Annotated in this window: 18 protein-coding genes; 10 read left to right on the forward strand and 8 right to left on the reverse strand. The window is 75.9% G+C overall.

Annotation, left to right across the window (positions count from 1 at the left end):
- Nucleotides 1–87: 87 nt before the first annotated feature.
- Nucleotides 88–864 (forward strand): GNAT family N-acetyltransferase, encoded by a 777-nt coding sequence (locus ACFWXO_RS10200; protein WP_380523132.1) that lies wholly within the window; start codon nucleotides 88–90, stop codon nucleotides 862–864.
- Between the two features lie 19 nt (nucleotides 865–883).
- Here ACFWXO_RS10200 and ACFWXO_RS10205 read toward each other — a convergent pair whose 3' ends face one another.
- From ACFWXO_RS10205 to ACFWXO_RS10220, 4 genes are all read right to left on the reverse strand, one after another.
- Nucleotides 884–1,567 (reverse strand): ABC transporter ATP-binding protein, encoded by a 684-nt coding sequence (locus ACFWXO_RS10205; RefSeq protein WP_380523133.1) that lies wholly within the window; start codon nucleotides 1,565–1,567, stop codon nucleotides 884–886.
- A 52-nt stretch (nucleotides 1,568–1,619) separates the two neighbouring features.
- A complete protein-coding gene (locus ACFWXO_RS10210) occupies nucleotides 1,620–2,303 on the reverse strand; it encodes an ABC transporter ATP-binding protein (RefSeq protein WP_380523134.1) in 684 nt (227 codons plus the stop codon).
- A 283-nt stretch (nucleotides 2,304–2,586) separates the two neighbouring features.
- Nucleotides 2,587–4,566 carry an ABC transporter permease gene (locus ACFWXO_RS10215; protein ID WP_380523135.1) on the reverse strand — a complete coding sequence of 660 codons (1,980 nt, stop codon included), beginning with the start codon at nucleotides 4,564–4,566 and terminating at the stop codon, nucleotides 2,587–2,589.
- Nucleotides 4,567–4,570: 4 nt separating this feature from the next.
- Entirely contained in the window at nucleotides 4,571–5,239 is a 669-nt protein-coding gene (locus ACFWXO_RS10220; protein ID WP_380523136.1) for a hypothetical protein, read from the reverse strand.
- 113 nt (nucleotides 5,240–5,352) lie between these two features.
- Between ACFWXO_RS10220 and ACFWXO_RS10225 the strand changes: the two genes are divergently transcribed.
- Both ACFWXO_RS10225 and ACFWXO_RS10230 read left to right on the forward strand, forming a co-directional pair.
- Nucleotides 5,353–5,940, forward strand: a complete 588-nt coding sequence (locus ACFWXO_RS10225; protein ID WP_380523137.1) for a hypothetical protein — start codon at nucleotides 5,353–5,355, stop codon at nucleotides 5,938–5,940.
- Nucleotides 5,931–7,355: an ABC transporter substrate-binding protein gene (locus ACFWXO_RS10230; RefSeq protein ID WP_380523138.1), complete on the forward strand. Its 1,425-nt coding sequence runs from the start codon at nucleotides 5,931–5,933 to the stop codon at nucleotides 7,353–7,355. Before ACFWXO_RS10225 ends, ACFWXO_RS10230 begins: the two co-directional genes overlap by 10 nt.
- A gap of 72 nt (nucleotides 7,356–7,427) precedes the next feature.
- On the opposite strand, the gene ACFWXO_RS10235 is transcribed toward ACFWXO_RS10230, so the two are convergent.
- The 3 genes from ACFWXO_RS10235 to ACFWXO_RS10245 all read right to left on the reverse strand — a co-directional run bounded on the left by ACFWXO_RS10235 (nucleotide 7,428) and on the right by ACFWXO_RS10245 (nucleotide 10,501).
- Nucleotides 7,428–8,522 (reverse strand): PP2C family protein-serine/threonine phosphatase, encoded by a 1,095-nt coding sequence (locus ACFWXO_RS10235; RefSeq protein WP_380523139.1) that lies wholly within the window; start codon nucleotides 8,520–8,522, stop codon nucleotides 7,428–7,430.
- A 217-nt stretch (nucleotides 8,523–8,739) separates the two neighbouring features.
- The gene (locus ACFWXO_RS10240; protein WP_375892035.1) at nucleotides 8,740–9,162 is read right to left on the reverse strand and encodes a MarR family winged helix-turn-helix transcriptional regulator; all 423 of its coding nucleotides are present in this window, start codon (nucleotides 9,160–9,162) and stop codon (nucleotides 8,740–8,742) included.
- A 43-nt stretch (nucleotides 9,163–9,205) separates the two neighbouring features.
- Nucleotides 9,206–10,501 carry a M48 family metalloprotease gene (locus tag ACFWXO_RS10245; protein ID WP_380523140.1) on the reverse strand — a complete coding sequence of 432 codons (1,296 nt, stop codon included), beginning with the start codon at nucleotides 10,499–10,501 and terminating at the stop codon, nucleotides 9,206–9,208.
- A gap of 170 nt (nucleotides 10,502–10,671) precedes the next feature.
- Between ACFWXO_RS10245 and ACFWXO_RS10250 the strand changes: the two genes are divergently transcribed.
- The 7 genes from ACFWXO_RS10250 (at nucleotide 10,672) to ACFWXO_RS10280 (ending at nucleotide 17,677) form a co-directional block, all read left to right on the forward strand.
- Nucleotides 10,672–11,811 (forward strand): CapA family protein, encoded by a 1,140-nt coding sequence (locus ACFWXO_RS10250; RefSeq protein ID WP_375892031.1) that lies wholly within the window; start codon nucleotides 10,672–10,674, stop codon nucleotides 11,809–11,811.
- Between the two features lie 484 nt (nucleotides 11,812–12,295).
- Entirely contained in the window at nucleotides 12,296–13,042 is a 747-nt protein-coding gene (locus ACFWXO_RS10255; protein ID WP_380523168.1) for a 2,3-dihydro-2,3-dihydroxybenzoate dehydrogenase, read from the forward strand.
- Nucleotides 13,043–13,103: 61 nt separating this feature from the next.
- Nucleotides 13,104–14,315, forward strand: a complete 1,212-nt coding sequence (gene dhbC / locus ACFWXO_RS10260; protein WP_380523141.1) for an isochorismate synthase DhbC — start codon at nucleotides 13,104–13,106, stop codon at nucleotides 14,313–14,315.
- Nucleotides 14,312–15,982 carry a (2,3-dihydroxybenzoyl)adenylate synthase gene (locus ACFWXO_RS10265; RefSeq protein ID WP_380523142.1) on the forward strand — a complete coding sequence of 557 codons (1,671 nt, stop codon included), beginning with the start codon at nucleotides 14,312–14,314 and terminating at the stop codon, nucleotides 15,980–15,982. The genes dhbC and ACFWXO_RS10265 overlap by 4 nt, the downstream gene beginning before the upstream one ends.
- A gap of 53 nt (nucleotides 15,983–16,035) precedes the next feature.
- A complete protein-coding gene (locus tag ACFWXO_RS10270) occupies nucleotides 16,036–16,686 on the forward strand; it encodes an isochorismatase family protein (RefSeq protein WP_380523143.1) in 651 nt (216 codons plus the stop codon).
- A 5-nt stretch (nucleotides 16,687–16,691) separates the two neighbouring features.
- Complete coding sequence (locus tag ACFWXO_RS10275) at nucleotides 16,692–16,925, forward strand: phosphopantetheine-binding protein (RefSeq protein WP_380523144.1); 234 nt, start codon at nucleotides 16,692–16,694, stop codon at nucleotides 16,923–16,925.
- A 56-nt stretch (nucleotides 16,926–16,981) separates the two neighbouring features.
- Nucleotides 16,982–17,677 carry an AMP-binding protein gene (locus ACFWXO_RS10280; protein ID WP_380523145.1) on the forward strand — a complete coding sequence of 232 codons (696 nt, stop codon included), beginning with the start codon at nucleotides 16,982–16,984 and terminating at the stop codon, nucleotides 17,675–17,677.
- 121 nt (nucleotides 17,678–17,798) lie between these two features.
- Here ACFWXO_RS10280 and ACFWXO_RS10285 read toward each other — a convergent pair whose 3' ends face one another.
- On the reverse strand, nucleotides 17,799–18,968 hold the full coding sequence (locus ACFWXO_RS10285) for an amidohydrolase (RefSeq protein WP_380523146.1): 1,170 nt from the start codon (nucleotides 18,966–18,968) through the stop codon (nucleotides 17,799–17,801).
- Nucleotides 18,969–18,974 lie beyond the last annotated feature (6 nt).

Genomic DNA, 18,974 nt, shown 5'->3' on the forward strand with positions numbered 1-18,974 from the left:
CGCGCCCGCCCGCGCCGGGCGGGGGCGTTCGTGGGCGGGCCGTAAAAGCGGTGGCGCCCGCCCGTCGCGGCGTGCTGGAGTGGTCGGATGGATCGTGATCATGTACTCGCCCTGTTCGACCAGCGGATCCGGCGCGACGCGCGGCCGGACGGCCCCGACGTCCGGGTCGAGCGCGACGGCGCCGTGGTGCGCCAGGTGGGGGGCGAGCACGCCTGGAACGGCATCGTCTGGTCCGGACTGGACGAGGCCGGGGCGGACGCCGCGATCGCCGCGCAGGTCGCCCACTTCACCGGGCTGGGACTGGAGTTCGAGTGGAAGACCTACAGCCACGACCGCCCCGCCGACCTCGGCCGGCGGCTGCTCGCGGCCGGGTTCACCGCCGAACCCGACGAGGCGCTGATGATCGCCCGGATCGCGGACCTGCCCACCGACGCGGCCCTGCCCGAGGGCGTCCGGCTGGAGCCGGTGACCGACGAGGCCGGGGTGGACCTCATGGTGACCGCCCACGATCTGGCCTTCGGGGCCGCATCCCCGACCCTGCGCGGGCGCCTGCTCGACCACCTCCGGCACGACTCGGAGACGCTGCTCCTGGTCGTCGCGATGGCCGGCGACCAGCCGGTGAGCGCCGCCCGGACGGAGCTCACCCCGGGCACCGGCTTCGCCGGCCTGTGGGGCGGCGGCACCGTCCCCGGCTGGCGCGGGCGCGGCATCTACCGCGCCCTGGTCGCCCACCGCGCCCGCCAGGCCGCCGCACTCGGCTACGAGTACCTCCAGGTCGACGCGAGCGACCAGAGCCGCCCCATCCTGGAGCGGCTCGGCTTCGCGCGGCTCAGCACCACCACGCCGTACGTGTACCAGCCGTAGGGCCCGGGCGCCGGGGGCGTCACGGCGTGGGCGTGAACCGCCCCGGCAGTGCCTCCCCCGGCTCGCCCGAGAACACCACCTCACCCCGGTGCAGCACGTGCACCGCCGCCGCCCCCGCCAGCGAGCGCGGCAGGGACTGCGCGGCCAGCACCACCGTACGGCCCCCGGCCGCCCCGGCCAGCAGCACCGCGTGCAGCCGCGCCGCCACCGCCGGCGCCAGCCCGCGCTCCGGCTCGTCCAGCAGCAGCAGATCGGGCCGCGCCCCCAACGCCCGCCCCACCGCCACCAGTTGGCGCTGACCGCCGGACAGCGTGCCCGCCCGGCGGGGCAGCAGCGCGGACAGCTCCGGGAACGCCTCCAGCACCTCCGCCGGCACCTCCGCCCGCCCCGCACCGGCCAGGCCCAGGTTCTCCGCCACGGTGAGCGAACCGAACACCCCGCGCTCGGCCGGCACCAGCGCCAACCCCAGCCGCACCCGCCGGTGCACCGACAGCCCGGTGACGTCCCGCCCCCGCCAGCACACCCGCCCACCGGACAGCGGCACCACCCCCGCCAGGGCGTGCAGCGCACTGGTGCGCCCCGAACCGTTGCGGCCCAGCAGGACGGTGACGGCGGCGGCCGGAAAAGCGAGGTCCACACCGTGCAGCGCCTCCAGCGGCCCGTACCGGACCCGGACGCCGCACAGGGCCGCGGCTACCGGCATGCGATCACCCCGGCGGCGTCCAAGCAGGGCTTCCCGTACGGGAGTTCGGCACTCACGGGCGGCCACCCCAGGCCTCGGCCACCCGGGCGTCCGCCAGCACCGCCGCCGTCGGCCCGGCCGCCACCACCCGGCCCTGCGCCATCGCGTAGACGGCATCGGCGAGTTCGGCCACCAGCTCGGCATCGTGCTCGACCAGCAGCAGTGCCATCCCACGCCCCGCGAGAGCGCGCAGTACCGCCACCAGGCGGCCCGTCTGGGCGGCATCGAGCCCCGCCGCCGGCTCGTCCAGCAGCAGCACCCGGGGTTCGCCCGCCAGCGCCCGCGCCAACTCCACCAGCCGCAGCACCCCGGTGGGCTGCACCCCCGCCGGCTCGTCCGCGACACCCCGCAACCCGAGCAACCCCAGCGCCCGCTCCGTCCGCTCCGCCGCCCCCCTGCCCCCTCGCTGCTCCGCGCCCACCCGCACGTTGTCGGCCACCGAGAGGGTCGGGAAGACGGCGATCTGCTGGAACGTCCGCGCCAACCCGAGCCGCACCCGCCGGTGCGCGGCCACGGCGGTCACGTCCCGCCCGCCCAGCAGCACCTGCCCGGCATCCGGCCGCACCGTCCCCGCCAGACAGTCGAACAGGGTGCTCTTCCCCGCCCCGTTCGGCCCGATCAACGCCGTGATCCGCCCACCCGGAGCCACCAGGTCCACCCCGCCCACCGCCACGATCCCCCCGTACCGCCGCACCACCCCCCGCACGGTCAACCGCGCCGCCGTCACGACGCCCCACCGGGGGGCGTCGTCCAGCTGAACAGGCCTACGGGGAAGGTGAGGTGGCTCGTCGTCCGCCGTCTCCGGCCGGCAGGGGCCTCGGCTCCTGCCCGCGGTCGTAGGGCGTCGGGTCGGGCCGCACCCGGCAGGGTGGTGGCGCGGGGGAGTCGGTGGTGGATCCGGCCGCAGTGTCGGGCGGGGGGCGAGGATCTGTTCAACGGGCCTTCCTTCGCAGGGAGTTCGGGTGGCGCCGGTGCTCCGTTCACGGGCGGCGGTTCAGGGTGGCGCGGAGGCGTCGGCCGGTGGGGGTGAGGCGGCCGGGCGGGAGGTCTGGCGGGGGGTCGCGCCGTGCGGTGGGGAGGGCGGCGAGGCCGCCGGGGAGGCGGCCGATGGCGGCGGCGAGGACGCCGACCGCGACGGCCGAGACGCCGGTGACGGTGCCCGCGTCGAGGCCGATCAGCAGGGCGGCGGCGAGGACGGCGCCGAGGGCGCTGTCGGCGCCGGCGACGACCACGGCGGCGAACCAGAGCAGGCCGCGGACCGGGTCGAAGGACGCCGCGTCGAAGGCGCGGCCCGCGAGGCCCATCAGGCCGCCGCCGAGGGCGGCGAGCGCGGCGCCGACCACGAAGGCGAGGAGTTTGAGGCCCGGTACGTCGACGCCCGCCGCGACCGCACCGGCCTCGTGGTCGCGCATGGCGGTGAGGGCGCGGCCGAGGCGGCCGCGGTGGAGGGCGCGGACGGCGAGCAGACCGAGGCCGAGCAGGAGGAGTTCGGCGAGGTAGAAGGCGCGGTCGCCATCGAGGAGGGCGGGGCGGTCGAGGGTGAGTCCGGTGGTGGCGTAGGGCTGCTGGAAGACGAAGCGGCTCAGCGCGGTGCCGAAAGCGAAGGTGACGAGGGCGAGGGCGAGTCCACGGCGGCGGATCGCGGGCCGGCCGGTGAGCAGGCCGAGCGGGGCGGTGGCGAGGACGGCGAGCAGCAGTGCGGGGACGGCCGGGAGGGCCGGCAGGCCGGGGACGCGACCGCTCATCAGCAGGGCGGTGCCGAGCGCGCCGAGGCCCGCGTACCCGGCCTGGCCGAGGGAGGTCTGCCCGCCGTAGCCGGTGACGACGACGACGGACAGCAGTACCAGTGCGAGGGCGGGGACGAGCAGGGCGCTGCGCAGGTCGTTGCCGCGGAAGCCGAAGGGCAACAGGAGCAGCACCAGGCAGACCGCGCCGGCCGACCGCCCGCCGCCGCCTCCTCCTCCTCGCCCTCCTCCTCGTCCTCCTCCGGGTCGGTGGCTCCGGGAGGTGAGCGGCGCCCCGCCGTCCGGGGCCCGGCCCCCGCTGATGCCGGGCCCGGCGAGCAGGGCGGCGGCGAGCAGCGCGATCACGAACAGGTTGGACTGCACCGCCTGGACCAGCGGCAGCAGTTGGCCGGACGGGCGGAGCCGGGTGAGTTCGGACTGGGCGATGCCGAGTCCGAGTCCGGTGGCGACGGCGACGGGGATGCTGCGCAGCCGGGCGGCGACGGCGACGGCCATGGTCTCCATGACCAGCAGCGGCAGCCCGTACGGGTCGAGCAGCAGGTAGGGCGCGAGGGCGACGCCGACGAGTCCGGCGGTGAAGGTGCCGAAGGCCCAGCCGAGGGCGGAGACCCGGTCGGCGTCGACGCCGGTGAGGGCGGCGAGCCGGCGGTCGTCGACGACGGCGCGCAGGTGGAGGCCGAGGCGGGTCCAGCGGGTGGTGGCGGCGACGGCGAGGCCGAGGACCAGGATCGCGGCGAGCTGGGCGACGGTGTCGGGGCGCAGGGTGTGGCCGCCGGGCAGCCGGATCGGGGCGCCGCCGAACGGGCTGGGCGCGCCGGCCAGCGGGGCCGGTCCCCACAGCAGGACGGCGACTCCGATGAGCAGCACGAACACGCCGAGCCCGGCGACCATGGTCTCGGCCGGTCCGGCGCCGCGCCGTTGCAGCGGGCGGTGCACGAGGACGTCGAGGAGCACGCCGAGGGCGGGCGCGACCACCAGCAGGCAGCAGGCGAGGGCCGGCCAGACCGGCCAGTGCCGGACGACCACGAGGTCGCGCAGCAGGTAGGCGACGGCCATGGCCTGGGCGCCCTGGGCGATGTTGAGCACGCCGGTGGCGCGGTGGCAGACGACCAGTCCGATGCCGCTGAGCGCGGCGGCACTGCCGACGGTGAGCCCGGCGAGGGCGAGGTCGAGGGTGAGGCCGAACGAGTCGGGCGCGGCGAGCAGGACGGTCATCGGTTCAGCCGCTCGGCGGGGCGGCTTCGCCCGGACGGGTGGCGGGCCTGCTCGGGGCGTCCGGGGTGTTCGGGGGGTTCGGGGTCTCCGGGAGCCCCAGGGCGTCCGGGGCCCCGGGGGCGTCCGGCGAGCAGAGCGGGCAGGGCGTCAGACCCCGCTCCTGTACGGCGGCCGCGTCCACCGGTGCGGCCGTCGCCTTGCCGGTGACCAGCGGGCAGTCCGGCCGGTGGTAGCGGGTGCCCTCGGGGACGGCGAGTGGCCCCGACCGGTGCGCCGGGGCCGGATCAGGCCCCGGCCCCGGCTCGGCCCCGGGCTCCACCAGCAGGTCGTACAGCCGCTCGACCCGCCGGTCGGTCAGTTCCCCCAGGTGCCCGCGCGGGGGCGGCGGCCGCAGCGCGACCAGGACGGCGCCGGCCACGATCAGGGCCGCGCCGGGGACGGTGGCGGAGGCCAGGTAGGGGACCTGCTGCTCGACGAAGCGTTCGCCGGAGACCCCGTACCAGCCGAGCACGCACAGCACGGCCCCGACCGCGAGGAGCAGCCAGCCGGCCCGCTCGCGCCCGGCCCGCTCGCGCGCGCTCCGGAGGCTCTGCGGCAGGCGGGCACCGCGCCGGACGGGGGAAACCCTCGGGGCGTTACGGGTGATTTCTCCGTCGGATTGCGATGCGTCCATGGATCCGCCTTCATGGTGTCACCTGAGACGTTTCCAGGATCGGCCTGGAACAGCATCCGGGGATCCGCGACCGGCCGGGCGCAGTCCGGGCGGCGCGGTCGAGAGGGAACACCATGCGCGTGACGCGAAGCGGCACCTCCCGGGGCGGCAGCGCCCTCCTGCGGACGGCGGGCGGGCTGCTCGCCCTGCTGCTGGCGGGCACCGCGGCCGGGTGCGGCAGCACCAAGTCCGGGTCCGGGTCCTCGGCCTCCTCCCCGGCCGCGACCGCGAGCGTCGCCGCCGGTGCGAGTGTCACCACCGGCGCCGGCGCCGGCGCCAGTGCCACCGCCCCCGCCGACCCGGCCGCCGCCCAGGCGGAGGTCACCGCCAACTGGGAGAAGTTCTTCGACCCGGCCACCCCGATCGCCGACAAGGCCAAGCTGCTCCAGGGCGGCGACACGCTGCTCCCGGTGCTCCAGGGCTTCTCCCAGGACCCCCGGGTGGGCCAGGTGAAGGCCACGGTGGGCGGGGTCGCGTTCACCGACGCCGCCGACGCGACCGTCACCTACGCGCTCTCCCTCCAGGGCACCGTGGTCGCGCCGGCCGCGACCGGGCAGGCCGTCCTCGACAACGGCACCTGGAAGGTCTCCCGCTCGACCCTGTGCGGGCTGCTCACCCAGGCCGGCGGGGCCAGTGCCACCCCGGTCCCCGGATGCGGCTGACCGCACCTCGGCGGCACCTGACCGCACTGCCGCACGGCCGCGGGCCGACGCCCGTTCTGCGTCCGGTCCTGGTCCCGGTCCTGGCACCGGTCCTGGCCCTGCTCCTGGCCCTGCTGCCGTTGCTCGCCGGCTGCGGCACCCGGCTGCCGGACGGCGCCTTCACCGCCCGCGCCACGCCCGCCCCGGGGGCCGGCGGCAACCCGTCCTTCGACACCGGCGTGTCCGCGACCGCGATCCGGATCGGCATCGTCACCTCCCTGACCAGCCCGGTCGGCAGCGAGGTGTTCAGCGGCCCCCGGTACGGCGCCCAGGCGTTCTTCCAGGCCCTCAACGACCGCGGCGGCCTGCACGGGCGCACGGTCGAGGTGGTGACCTGCGACGACGGCGGCAGCGGCATCGGCAACCAGGACTGCGTGCACCGGCTGGTCGACCAGGCGCACGTCTTCGCCCTCGTCAGCGGCAGCGTCCTGGACTACGCGGGCGCGCCGTACGTGAGCGGCAAGGCGGTGCCGGACGTCGGCGGCCAGCCGATCGGCACGGCGTACGACCGCTGGCCGCACCTGTACGGGATCTACGGCAGCGCCGCCCCGCGCGACGGCCGGGCGGTCGGCTGGAACGGCACCCTGTACCAGAGCACCGAGGTGTTCCGTTTCTTCAAGCAGCGCCTGGGCGCCGACAGCGCCGCCGTGGTCGCCTACAACCAGGCCGACTCGGCCCGCTACGCCGGACAGCTCAAGGCGGGGCTGGAGGCGGAGGGCTACCGGGTGCTGCTCCAGACGGTGGACTTCGCGCTGCCGAACTTCCAGGCGGTGGCCGCGGCCGTGCGCGCCGACGGCTCGCAGCTGCTGTTCGACGCGATGGACTCGCGCGGGAACGCGGCGCTCTGCCGGGCGCTGGACGAGGCCGGGGTGTCGGTCGCGGCGAAGGTGACCACGGTGCAGAACTGGACGCCGACCGACCCCACCCACTACGCCGCCTCGCCGAACTGCCGCAACGCGCTCTGGGCGACGTCCTCCAGCCAGAACTACGAGGACGAGCAGCACCCGGCCGTGCACGACTTCCGCGCCGCGATGGCCCGCTCCTACCCGGACCGGGCCGACCGGCTGTCCGCGTGGGAGCTGGAGGGCTGGGCGGGCGCCCAGTGGCTCGCCGACGCCCTGGACTCCTGCGGCGCCGCACCGACCCGGGTCTGCGTCGAGGCCTTCCTGAACCGCGCCGAGCCCTACGACGCGCACGGGCTGATCCTGCCCGCGTCCTTCGTGCCGCAGCCGCCGCCGAGCGGGCCCACCCGGGCCTGTCTGAACGTCGCCCGCTGGCAGGACTCCGCCGGGGGCGGGCGGGGCGGCTGGGTCACCCAGGTGCCGGCCATGGCCACGGACTGCTTCGACGTGCCGCAGCTGCCGTACCGGCCGTGACCGACGGCGGGTCCCGTGGCCGACGGCGGGGCCCGTGGCCGAAGACGGGTCCCGGCGAGGGGCGGACGCGTCCTAAGGGAGCCGCTCCACCATCACCATCGCCGCGTCGTCGTCCAGCCGGCGGCCGACGTGTGCCAGCAGGTCGCGGCGCAGGCGGCTCAGCAGGACGCCGGGGCGCTCGGCCTGCCAGGCGGTGACCCGTTCGGTCAGCGGGTAGAAGCGGCGCTGGGCGTCCCGGGCCTCGATCACCCCGTCGGTGTAGATCAGCAGCCGGTCGCCCGGGTGGAACGGGAAGGTCTGCACCTGGTACGAGACCGGGGCGAGTTCGCCGAGGCCGAGCGGCGGTGCCGGGTTGCGGGTGGTGAGCGTGGTGACGCCGTCCGGGCGCAGCAGCAGCGGGGGCGGGTGGCCGCAGTCGATGAGGTGGACGTGCGAGCCGTCGTCGGGGATGTCGATCAGCACGGCGGTGATGAAGGACTCGCCGCCCTCGTCCGGCGCCTCCTCGGCCGGGCGCTGGTGCCGGGAGCGTTCGGCCCGCCGGGCCTCGGCGAGCTGGGCGAGGTCCCAGCAGACGCTGCCGTCCAGGTACTCGGCCAGGCCCGGCAGGTCGGCGTGCAGGTGGGCGGCGGCGCGGAAGGCGCCGAGCAGCAGGGCCGCGTCGCCGAGCGAGGACAGCCCCTTGCCGCGGACGTCGCCGACCAGCAGCCGGGTGCCGTCGGTGGTCCGGGCGGCCGCGTACAGGTCGCCGCCGACCTGGGCCTCGGCCTCGGCGGCCAGGTAGAAGGAGGCCAGGTGCAGTGGTCCGATCCGCTCCGGCAGCGGGCGCAGCAGGACCCGCTGGGCGGCCTCGGAGACCGAGCGCACCCGGGCGAGCTCGCGTTCGTGCCGGTCGCGCAGCACCCGCAGGCCGACGATCAGCGCCGAGACGACCACCTGGGCGCTCAGCTGGGTCTCGATGTTGGCGCTGGTCAGGCCGTCCCGGACGGCGCCGATGGCGGTGAGCGCGGCGAGGGCCAGCAGGGCGACCCCGGCGGTGGCCCGCGGGCCGGCGAAGGAGGCGGTGAGGGCCGGGGCGACGATCAGCAGCGGGCCGAGGTGGATCGACGGCGGGGAGAGGATGTCGACGACGGTGATCACGACGATCAGTGCGAGCGGCAGTGCCGTCATCACTCGGCGGTCGGGTCGCCAGGAGCGGCGGCGGGCGCGGGGACGGGGGTCATCGGGACGCTGCCGGAGGGGCACCTCTCCTCTGTACACCGTGGGGGCGGTGGGGCGCACCCCGGGGCGGGCGGGGCCGGGGGCGGAGGCGCTGGGGTGAGGAGGGGCCGGCGAGAGGCCGGAGAGGGGGGCCGGCGAGGGGGCCGGGGCGCGGGTGCGGGCCCGGTCAGTCCTCCTGGCCGTAGCGGGCCAGGTACGCGGCGAAGCGGGCGACGTCCTCGTCGGACCATTCGGTGAAGCGGGCGGTGAAGGCCGTCCGGCGCTGCTCGTTGGCGTCCCGCAGCAGGGTGAGGCCGCCCTCGGTGGCGCGCAGGATCTGGCCGCGCTGGTCGTCCGGGTCGGTCTCGCGGCGCAGCAGGCCGAGCTTCTCCAGCGCGGTGACCTGGCGGCTGACGGTGGACTTGTCGAGCATGAAGTACGCGGCCACGTCGGCGGCCCGGCAGCCGCCGCGCTCGGTGATCAGGTCGAGGATGCTGTACGTGACCAGGGAGAGGTCGGGGTGCAGCTGGGAGGCCTTGTGCCGGGCACGGCGGGCGAAGGCGGTCAGCTCGCGCTGGATGGTGTCGATGGACGACTCGCGGCCGGGCACGGCGTTCCTACCTCCTCGGGATTTGTTGCACTATACAACGGATTTACCCCGGGGTCGCGCGTCTCTCCGCCGCCGGGCCGCCGTTCGCGGGGTCCGGCGGGTCCTGCCCTACCCGCCCTGCCTGCCAGGCGCGGGCCGCCGCGATCCGGCGGGTCGCACTCGGGTGAGTGGCGAACAGTAGCTCAAGCAGCCTCGGCGGGTCGACATCCGAGACGTTCACCACCGCCAGTCTGCGCTGCATCGCCACGAACTGCTCGGCGTCCCCGGTCAGTTCGAGGGCGTGCCGGTCCGCCCTGGCCTCGATCCGGCGGCTCACCGCACACTGCACCGGCCCCGACAGCGCGCCGATCAGCGCCGCCGACGCGGCCAGCAGGGGCAGCGCCCGGGGATCCGCCGCGTCCGCGGCCCCGGCCGCCGCCAGCAGCGGCCGCCAGTTCGCCAGCAGGCCCAGCAGTACCACCGCCACTGCGGCACCCAGCGCCCCGAGCGCCGTACCGACCGGCACGTCCCGGTGCTTGACGTGCCCCAGTTCGTGCGCCACCACCAGCTCCACCTCGCGCGGCTCGGCCGCCGTCAGCAGGGTGTCGTACGCGACGATCCGACGGGTCGCGCCGAACCCGGAGACGTACGCGTTCAGTGCGGTGGTCCGCCGGGAGGCGTCCGCCACCAGGACGTCCCGCACCCGCACGCCGTCCCGCTCGGCCAGCGCCAGCAGTGCCGTCCGCAGCTCGCCCGGCGGCATCGGGGTGAAGCGGTTGAACACCGGCTCGATCAGCAGCGGGTGGAGGAAGGACAGCGCGGCCGTCAGCAGCGCCGCCGCCCCCGCCGCCGGGAGCCACCAGTGCCGCGGGGACCACCCGGTCAGCGCGAACAGCCCGAGCACCAGCGGCAGGACCAGCAGCAGGGTCAGCCCGAGCGAGCGCACGGCGTCCAGCGCCCAGCCCGCCCAGCTCTGGGTCACCAGGCCGAACCGGGCCCGGACGGCCCGCGCCCCCGCCCCGAACGGCAGTTGCAGCGCCTGGCCCAGCACCACCAGGGCAGCCGCGCCCGCCAGCACCCCGGCCGTCCGGGAACCGCCGAACCAGCGGCCGGTGGCGGTCACCAGCGCGGCACCGGCCGGGGTCAGGCCCAGCACCAGGGTCAGCGCCAGGCCCGCCAGGCGGCCGCCGAGTGCCCACGGCAGCTGGGCGCGGCGCAGCGCGCGGCCGCGGGCGCGCTCGGCGGGGGTGAAGTCGGGTGCGGGGGTCGCGCCGGGGGTTGGGGCTGGCGCTGGGGTGGGCTCGGGCGTCGTCATCGGCGGGGTGGCTCCGGCGGGGGTGAGGGTGGGCGGGTCCAGCATGTCCTACCGCAGGCGGCGGGCGCCCACGCGTCGCGCGCGTTCGCGCGGGGTCGTCGCTTGTCGGCCCGCTGGTGTCCTCCTGTGTCCGGAATGTTGTGGATGCGGGCACAAGCGGTGCCGATTCGGTGGCGTAGGCTGACCGCTTGCATCGACCTCGGGGGGAACCACTCATGCGCCGTGCCGCGGCTGCCGTCGCCGTGCTCGTCGGCCTGACCGTCGCCACCGCCTGCGGGCCGGACGACCCGGCACCCGGTTCGGCGTCGACCGCCCCGCCCGCCGCGGCGCCCCCGGCCTCCGCCGCCGCGACCACCGGTACGGCCCCCGCAGCCGCCCCCACCAAGGGCGGCGCGCCCCGCCCGGACGGCACCATCACCGTCGCCTTCGCCGGAGACGTCCACTTCGAGGGCCGGACCGAGCCCCGGCTGTCCGTCCAGCCGCCCGAGCAGGCCCTCGGCCCGATCTCCCGCACCCTCGCCGACGCCGACCTCTCCGTGCTCAACCTGGAGACCGCGATCACCGGGCGCGGCGCACCCGAACCGAAGACCTACACCTTCCGCACCACGCCCAAGGCGCTGTCCGTGCTCAAGGACTCCGGCGTGGACGTCGTCTCGATGGCCAACAACCACGCCGTCGACTTCGGCGCCGACGGCCTCACCGACACCCTGGCCGCCAAGGACTCCTCACCCGTCCCGGTGATCGGCGTCGGGCACAACGCCAAGGAGGCGTACGCCCCGTACGTGACCACCGTGCGCGGGGTGAAGGTCGCGGTGGTCGCCGCCAGCCAGGTCGAGGACATCACCAACCAGAAGTGGCGGGCCGGCGCCAACAAGCCCGGCATCGCCTCCGCCCTGGACGTCCCCGCGCTGGTCGCGGCCGTGCAGGCGGCCAAGCAGCAGGCCCCGGTCGTCCTCGTCTACCTGCACTGGGGCGAGGAGGGCAAGGCCTGCCCGACCGCCGCCCAGACCGCCGTGGCCAAGAAGCTCGCCGCCGTCGGCGCCTCCGCGGTGGTCGGCACCCACGCCCACACCATGGTCGGCTCGGGCATGCTCGGCAACACCTACATCGGGTACGGCTTCGGCAACTTCCTCTGGTACGGCACCTCCAACTACGCCTTCTCCAACGAGACCGGCGTCACCACCCTCACCCTCGCCGCCGACGGCAAGGTCAAGGGCGAGGCCTTCGCCCCGGCCACCATCGACGACAAGGGCATCCCGCAGCCGGTCACCGGCGCCGCCGCCGAGGCCGCCCTCAAGCGCCGCGACGGCCTGCGCGGCTGCGCCGGACTCACCCCGCCCCCGGCCGCCCACTGACGACGGCCGTCCACCGGCGACGGCCGCCCACTGACGACGGTCGTCCACCGGCGACGGCTGCCCACTGACGACGGTCGTCCACCGGCGACGGCCGTCCACCGAGACGGCGGTCCGTACATCAACGGGGCGATCGGTCAACTGGAACTGACCACCCGTAGAGCATCGTTGCGACGCCCGGTCGAGGGCGGCATCGACGCGAACCCCTTAGGGCCCGTGTTCGGACTCCCGCAGACGGGAGTCCGAAGGCGGGCCCTGGAGCCCCTGAGGCCGCTCGTCCCGTCGTCGGGGCGGGCGGCCTCTTCGCGTGCCCGGGCGGATCGGGACGCAGCAGGACGGCCTGGCGGATTGACGACGGCCCAGGTGTCGGAATCTGTCGAACGGGCTATCGGCGTAGGCGAACAAATGTGTTAGGTTAGGCTTGCCTAACATTGCTGGTCGGAGGGGAAGTCCTGTGGAACGGTCCGAATTCGCCGGTGTCGTCGCGATGGTCACCGGGGCCGGACAGGGCATCGGCGCGGCCGTGGCCCGGGCGCTGGTCGCCGAGGGAGCCGTCGTCGCGGCGGTGGACCGGGAGGCCGGCCCGCTCGCCGGGGTCGCGGCGGAATCCGAGGCGCTGCACCCGTACGCCCTGGACGTCTCCGACGCCCGAGCGGTCGACAGCGCAGTGGAATTGATGGAACGTCAACTCGGCCCGATCGGCGTACTGGTGAACGTCGCCGGAGTGCTGCGCCCCGGCCCGGTCGTCGAACTGTCCGACGCCGACTGGGCGGAGACCTTCGCCGTCAACAGCACCGGGGTGTTCCACACCGGCCGGGCGGTCGGCCGCCGGATGGCCGAGCGGGGGCGGGGCGCCGTCGTCACGGTGGGCTCCAACGCCGCCGGGGTGCCGCGGGCCGGGATGGCCGCCTACGCGGCGTCCAAGGCGGCGGCCACCATGTTCACCCGCTGCCTCGGCCTGGAGCTGGCCCGCTCCGGGGTGCGCTGCAACGTCGTCTCGCCCGGGTCGACCGACACCCGGATGCAGCGCGGGCTGTGGGGCGAGGACGCCGAGGCGGCCGAACAGCGCGTGATCGAGGGCGACTTGGCGGCCTGGCGGGTCGGCATCCCGCTCGGGCGGATCGCCGAGCCCGCCGACGTCGCGGAGGCCGTGCTCTTCCTGGCCTCCGACCGGGCCCGGCACATCACCATGCACGACCTGTACGTCGACGGCGGCGCGACCCTGCGCGCCTGAGGCACCCCCGGGCATCCGCCGACCGCAGACCGTAGACCCGTCCCAGACTGGAGAGACCACCGTGACCACGGTGCACCACGCCCCGCCGACCCCCACCGACGGCGGCCCCGACCGAACCGCCATCGGCGCGGCCAGCGGCCTGCTCGGCCAGTACCGGGCCGCCGACGACGAGGCGTTCCTCGCCTCACCGACCCGCACCCTGCTCGCCGCGGGCGTGCACGCCCGGGTGCCGCAGGACGCCCGCCCGCTGCCCGTCCGGGTCGCCGAGACGCTGGCCGGGGCACGCCGCGACGGGGTCGAACGGCCCCTGGTGGTCGGTGCGGTGGCCTTCGACCACGGCGGCCGGGACGAACTCGCCGTCCCCGCCCGGGTCCGGTCCGCCGGGGCGCTGCGCGACGACCCGCTGATCGCGCTGCCCGCGCCGCGGGCCGCGCAGGCCGGTTGGCGGATCCGCCCGGTCCCGGAGCCGGAGGCGTACGGTGCGGGCGTCGCGGCGGCCGTCGAGCGGCTGCGCGGCGGGGAGTTGAGCAAGGTGGTGCTGGCCCGCACGCTGGAGCTGACCAGCGACCGGCCGCTCGACCTGCCGGCCGTGCTGCAGCGCCTGGCCCGGCGCGACCCCGGCGGCTACACCTTCGCCGTCCCGGCCGGCGCCGGCAGCACCCTGATCGGCGCCAGCCCCGAACTCCTGCTCTCCCGCCGGGGCACGGCCGTGCTGGCCAACCCGCTGGCCGGCTCGGTGCCGCGCAGCGAGGACCTCGGCGAGGACGTCCGGCGCGCCGCCGCGCTGCTGGAGTCGCCCAAGGACCTGCACGAGCACGCCGTGGTGGTGGACGCGATCCGCGCGGCGCTGGCGCCCTACTGCCGGAACCTGGACGTGCCGGAGCGGCCCACCCTGGTGCGGACGGCGGCGATGTGGCACCTGGCCACCACGATCAGCGGTGAGCTGGCCGACCCGGCCGTCTCCGCCCTGGAGCTGGCCTGCGCGCTGCACCCGACCCCGGCGGTCTGCGGCACGCCGACGGACGTCGCCCGCCGGGTGATCGGCGAGATCGAGCCCTTCGAGCGGGGCCTGTACACCGGCATGGTCGGCTGGGGCGACGAGAGCGGCGACGGCGAGTGGGTGGTGACCATCCGCTGCGCGCAGGCGCAGGACCGCACGCTGCGGGTGTACGCGGGCGCCGGGGTGGTCGAGCAGTCCCGGCCGGAGGCCGAACTCGCCGAGACCAGCGCCAAGTTCCGCACCTTCCTGGAGGCCGCGGGGGTGGCGCTGTGACGCCCCTGGACGAGGTGCTGGACGGATTCACCCCGTACCCGGCCGACTTCGCCGAGCGCTACCGGGCGGCCGGCCACTGGCGCGGCGAGACCTTCGGGCGGATGCTGCGCGAGCGCGCCGCCGCGCACGGCGACCGGATCGCCGTGGTCGACCCCGGCGGCCACTCGGTGGCGGCGGGCGAGCGGCGCTGGACGTACGCCGAACTCGACCGCCGGGCCGACCGGATGGCCGCCGGGCTGCTCGCCCGCGGGCTCCGGGCCGGGGACCGGGTGGTGGTCCAACTGCCCAACGCCGCCGAGTTCTTCGAGGTGGTCTTCGCCCTGTTCCGGATCGGTGCGCTGCCGGTCTTCGCGCTGCCCGCGCACCGCTACGCGGAGATCTCGCACTTCTGCGCGTTCACGGGCGCCGTGGCGTACGTCGTCCCGGGCGTCGAGGGCGGCTTCGACCACCGCGAACTCGCCACCCGGGTACGGGAGGAGAACCCGGACCTGCGGCTGGTGCTGGTGGCCGGCGAGGACCCGGGCGAGCACCTGCGGCTGGCGGACGTGCCCTGCGACGGCCCCGGCCCCGCGCGCGAACCCGAGCCCGGGGACGTCGCGTTCCTCCAGCTCTCGGGCGGCAGCACCGGGGTGCCGAAGCTGATCCCGCGCACCCACGACGACTACATCTACTCGCTGCGCGGCTCGGTCGAGCTGTGCGCGCTGGACGGGCGCAGCGTCTACCTGTGCGTGCTGCCCGCCGCCCACAACTTCCCGCTCAGCTCGCCCGGTTCGCTCGGCACGCTGTACGCCGGCGGCCGGGTGGTGCTCTGCCCGCAGCCCAGCCCCGAGACGGCCTTCCCGCTGATGGCGCGCGAGGGCGTCACCGTCACCGGGCTCGTCCCGCCGCTCGCGCTGCTGTGGCTGGACGCCGTGGAGCGCGGCGCCCGCGGCCACGAGAGCCTGGAGGTGCTGCTGGTCGGCGGCGCCAAGTTCAGCGAGGAGGCGGCCCGGCGGGTCGGCCCGGTGCTGGGCTGCACGCTCCAGCAGGTGTTCGGGATGGCCGAGGGCCTGGTCAACTACACCCGGCTGGACGACCCGGAGGAGCTGATCGCCACCACCCAGGGCCGGCCGATCTCCGCCGACGACGAGGTCCGGGTGGTCGACGACCAGGACCGCGACCTGCCCGACGGCACCACCGGGCACCTGCTCACCCGGGGCCCGTACACCATCCGCGGCTACTGGAACGCCCCCGGGCACAACGCGGCCTCCTTCACCGCGGACGGCTACTACCGCACCGGGGACCTGGTCCGTCGGCTCCCCAGCGGCCACCTGGTGGTCGAGGGCCGGGCCAAGGACCAGATCAACCGGGGCGGCGAGAAGGTCGTCGCCGAGGAGATCGAGAACCACCTGCTCGCCCACCCGGCCGTGCACGACGCGGCGGTGGTGTCGATGCCCGACCCGTACCTCGGCGAACGCACCTGCGCGTACGTCGTGCTCCGTGCCGAACACCGCGAACAGCCGCCGAAGGGCGTGGAGTTGAAGCGCTTCGTGCGCGGGCGCGGACTGGCCGAGTACAAGGTGCCGGACCGGGTGGAGTTCGTCGACGCCTTCCCCGCCACCGGGATCGGCAAGGTCAGCAAGAAGGACCTGCGGGCCGCCATCGCGGCCTCCCTCCCCGCATCGTGACAGCCCCCCGTCTACCCCCCATCACCCCCGTGAATCCGAGGAGTTCGACCATCGTGGGCCTGCCCCGCATTCCCTCCTACCCGCTGCCCACCGCCGGGGAGCTGCCCGCCAACCGGGTCTCCTGGACGGTGGACCCGGCCCGCGCCGTGCTGCTGGTGCACGACCTGCAGAACCACTTCCTGGACGCCTTCCCGGGCGACGCCGCGCCCCTGCCCGAACTCCTGGCCAACGTCGCCGCGTTGACCGCCGCGGCCCGCGCGAGCGGGGTGCCGGTCCTCTACTCGGCGCAGCGCGGCGGGCAGAGCCCGGCCGAACGCGGACTCCAGCAGGACTTCTGGGGCCCCGGCATCCCCGACGACCCGCGCGCCACCGCGGTCGCCGACGCCGTCGCCCCGGCCGAGGGCGACACCGTCCTCACCAAGTGGAAGTACAGCGCCTTCGTGCGCACCGAGTTGGAGCAGCTGCTGCGCGAGCAGGGCCGCGACCAGCTGGTGATCACCGGGGTCTACGCCCACATCGGCGTGCAGGCCACCGCCTGCGACGCCTGGATGCGGGACGTCCGGGCCTTCGTGGTGGCCGACGCGGTCGCCGACTTCGGACCGGACGAGCACCGCGCCGCACTGGAGTGGATCGCCGGGCGGTGCGGGGCGGTCACCACCGCGGACGTCGTACGCGCGGCGCTGGACGGGACGGACGGGAAGTGACGGGCGTGGACGCGACCGGTTTCACGGTGGAACGGATCCGGGGCGAGGTCGCCGACCTGCTCGGGGAGGACCCGGCGGACATCCCGCTGGACGAGAACCTGGCCGACTGGGGGCTGGACTCGATCCGGCTGATGACCCTGGCCGAGCGCTGGCGGGCCGAGGGCGCCGAGGTGGAGTTCGTACGGCTGGCGGAGCGGCCGTCCGTCGAGGCCTGGGCCGAACTGCTGGGCGTGGCCTGATGGAGGCGGTCGTACGGGAGGCGGGCGCGGGCCCGGCCGGCGCGGGGGGCCCTTCCGTGGAGGAGGGCCCGGCCGGGCTGCTCGCGGCGGAGGGGCTGGTCCTGCCGGAACCGGTGCGGTCCGGTCCGGCGGTCGAGTACCCGGCCACCACCGTGGTCGGCCCGGTCGAGGCCCAGGCGGCCCGGACGCCGCAGGCGCCGGCGCTGGTGCTCTCGGACGGCGGGGTGGTGACGTACCGGGAGCTGAACACCTCGGCCAACCGGCTGGCCCGGGCCCTGGCCCGGCGCGGCGCCCGGCCGGGTACGGTGGTCGGGCTGACGCCCGCCGGCCGTCCGGAGGAGCAGCTGACGGCGGTGCTCGCGGTGGCCAAGTCCGGGGCGGCGTGGCTGTCGTTGGACCCGGCGGACCCGCCCGGGCGGCGGGACTGGCTGCGCGCCGAGAACGAGCTGGTCTGCGTGCTGGGGGAGGGGACACCGGGTGCACCGGGCGGCCTCGACACCACCGGCGAGCTGGACACCGACCCGCCGCGCGCGCTCACCCCGCAGCACCTGCTCAGCGTCGGGTACGGCCCGGGCGGGCGCCCGGCCGCCGTCCGGCTGACCCACGCCGAGGCGGACCGGCGGGTGCGCGAGCTCCAGACCGCCCACCCGCTCGGGCCGGGCGACCGGGTGCTGCAACTGCGGCTGCCGCACTGGGGCTTCCTCTGGCCGCTGCGGACGGGCGCGGCGGTGGTGCTGGCGGGCGGCGGCTGACGGATGACAGCGAACAACTTTCAGCGAACAGATGATGAAAGATGAAATCTGTTCGCTGAAAGTTGTCATCTGTCATCTGTCAGCCGTCAGCCGTCAGCCGTCAGCCGTCAGCCGCCAGCCGTCAGCTGTCGGCTGTCGGCCGCCCCGCCGCCAGGTCCATCGCGGTCCACGCCATCGCCACCGCGCCGTCCAGCAGGGCCCGTTCGGCCTCCGCCCCGAGCGCGGCCTCGGCGAAGGCCGCCTCGTGCGGTGCGCAGGAGCCCCCGGTGATGTCCAGGACCGGATGGATGGAGGGCACCACGTGCGAGACGTTCCCCATGTCCGTGCAGGCGAACGGCGCGCGCTCGACCGGTTCCGGCCGGCCCAGCGCCGCCGCGTTGGCGCGCCAGTGGGTGAGCAGGGCCGGGTCGGAGCGCATGTCCAGGTAGTCCGGCTCGGGCCTGGTCAGCTCCACCTCGCAGCCGGTGGCCAGCGCCCCGGCCCGGAAGCAGTCCTCGACCCGCGCCCGCAGGTGGGCGAGGTCCTCGGCCGCCGAGGCGCGGATCTCGTACTCGGCGCTCGCGCTGTCGGGGATCAGGTTCGGGGCCGTCCCGGCCGCGGTGGTGATGCCGTGCACCCGCCACTGGGGCGGGAGTTGCTGCCGCAGCAGCCCGAGCGCGACCTGCGCGACGGTGAGCGCGTCGGCGGCGTTGCGGCCCTCGTGCGGGTTGAGGCTGGGGTGGGCGGCGCGCCCGGTGTAGCGGACGGACAGGGTGCCCAGAGCGAAGGAGCGGAAGTCGGCGACCTCGACCGGGCAGGGGTGCACCATCATCGCCGCGTCCACCCCGTCGAAGGCTCCGGCCTCCAGCAGCAGGGCCTTGCCGGCCCCGCGCTCCTCGGCCGGTGCGCCGATCACCCGTACGGTGAGCCCGAGTTCGTCCGCGTACGGGGCGAGCCCGAGCGCCGCGCCGACGCCGGCGGCGGCGATCAGGTTGTGCCCGCAGGCGTGCCCGAGGCCGGGGAGGGCGTCGTACTCGCAGACCAGCGCGACGGTGACCGGCCCGCTGCCGAGGCTCGCGGTGAACGCGGTGGCCAGGCCGTGGGCGGGTGCGGTGACCGAGTAGCCGTGGGAGCGCAGCAGTTGGGCGCACCAGGCGGCCGCCCGGTGCTCCTCGAAGGCGGTCTCGGGGTGGGCGTGGATGCGGTGGCTGAGCGCCAGCAGGTCGGCCGTGTGCGCGTGGACGCGTTCGCGGACGGCCTGCTTGGCCGCGCTCGGCGCCTGGTTCTCGGGCTGATTCCGAGGCTGGGTCATGGGCGT

Origin of the sequence: Kitasatospora sp. NPDC059088 (genome assembly GCF_042738155.1) — a bacterium.
Taxonomy (GTDB): Bacteria; Actinomycetota; Actinomycetes; order Streptomycetales; family Streptomycetaceae; genus Kitasatospora.

Coding starts and splice junctions, on each gene's coding strand:
- ACFWXO_RS10200 (WP_380523132.1), top strand. CDS start 88: ATGGATCGTGATCATGTACTCGCCCTGTTCGACCAGCGGATCCGGCGC.
- ACFWXO_RS10205 (WP_380523133.1), bottom strand. CDS start 1,567: ATGCCGGTAGCCGCGGCCCTGTGCGGCGTCCGGGTCCGGTACGGGCCG.
- ACFWXO_RS10215 (WP_380523135.1), bottom strand. CDS start 4,566: ATGACCGTCCTGCTCGCCGCGCCCGACTCGTTCGGCCTCACCCTCGAC.
- ACFWXO_RS10220 (WP_380523136.1), bottom strand. CDS start 5,239: ATGGACGCATCGCAATCCGACGGAGAAATCACCCGTAACGCCCCGAGG.
- ACFWXO_RS10225 (WP_380523137.1), top strand. CDS start 5,353: ATGCGCGTGACGCGAAGCGGCACCTCCCGGGGCGGCAGCGCCCTCCTG.
- ACFWXO_RS10230 (WP_380523138.1), top strand. CDS start 5,931: ATGCGGCTGACCGCACCTCGGCGGCACCTGACCGCACTGCCGCACGGC.
- ACFWXO_RS10235 (WP_380523139.1), bottom strand. CDS start 8,522: ATGACGGCACTGCCGCTCGCACTGATCGTCGTGATCACCGTCGTCGAC.
- ACFWXO_RS10245 (WP_380523140.1), bottom strand. CDS start 10,501: ATGCTGGACCCGCCCACCCTCACCCCCGCCGGAGCCACCCCGCCGATG.
- ACFWXO_RS10250 (WP_375892031.1), top strand. CDS start 10,672: ATGCGCCGTGCCGCGGCTGCCGTCGCCGTGCTCGTCGGCCTGACCGTC.
- ACFWXO_RS10255 (WP_380523168.1), top strand. CDS start 12,296: ATGGTCACCGGGGCCGGACAGGGCATCGGCGCGGCCGTGGCCCGGGCG.
- ACFWXO_RS10285 (WP_380523146.1), bottom strand. CDS start 18,968: ATGACCCAGCCTCGGAATCAGCCCGAGAACCAGGCGCCGAGCGCGGCC.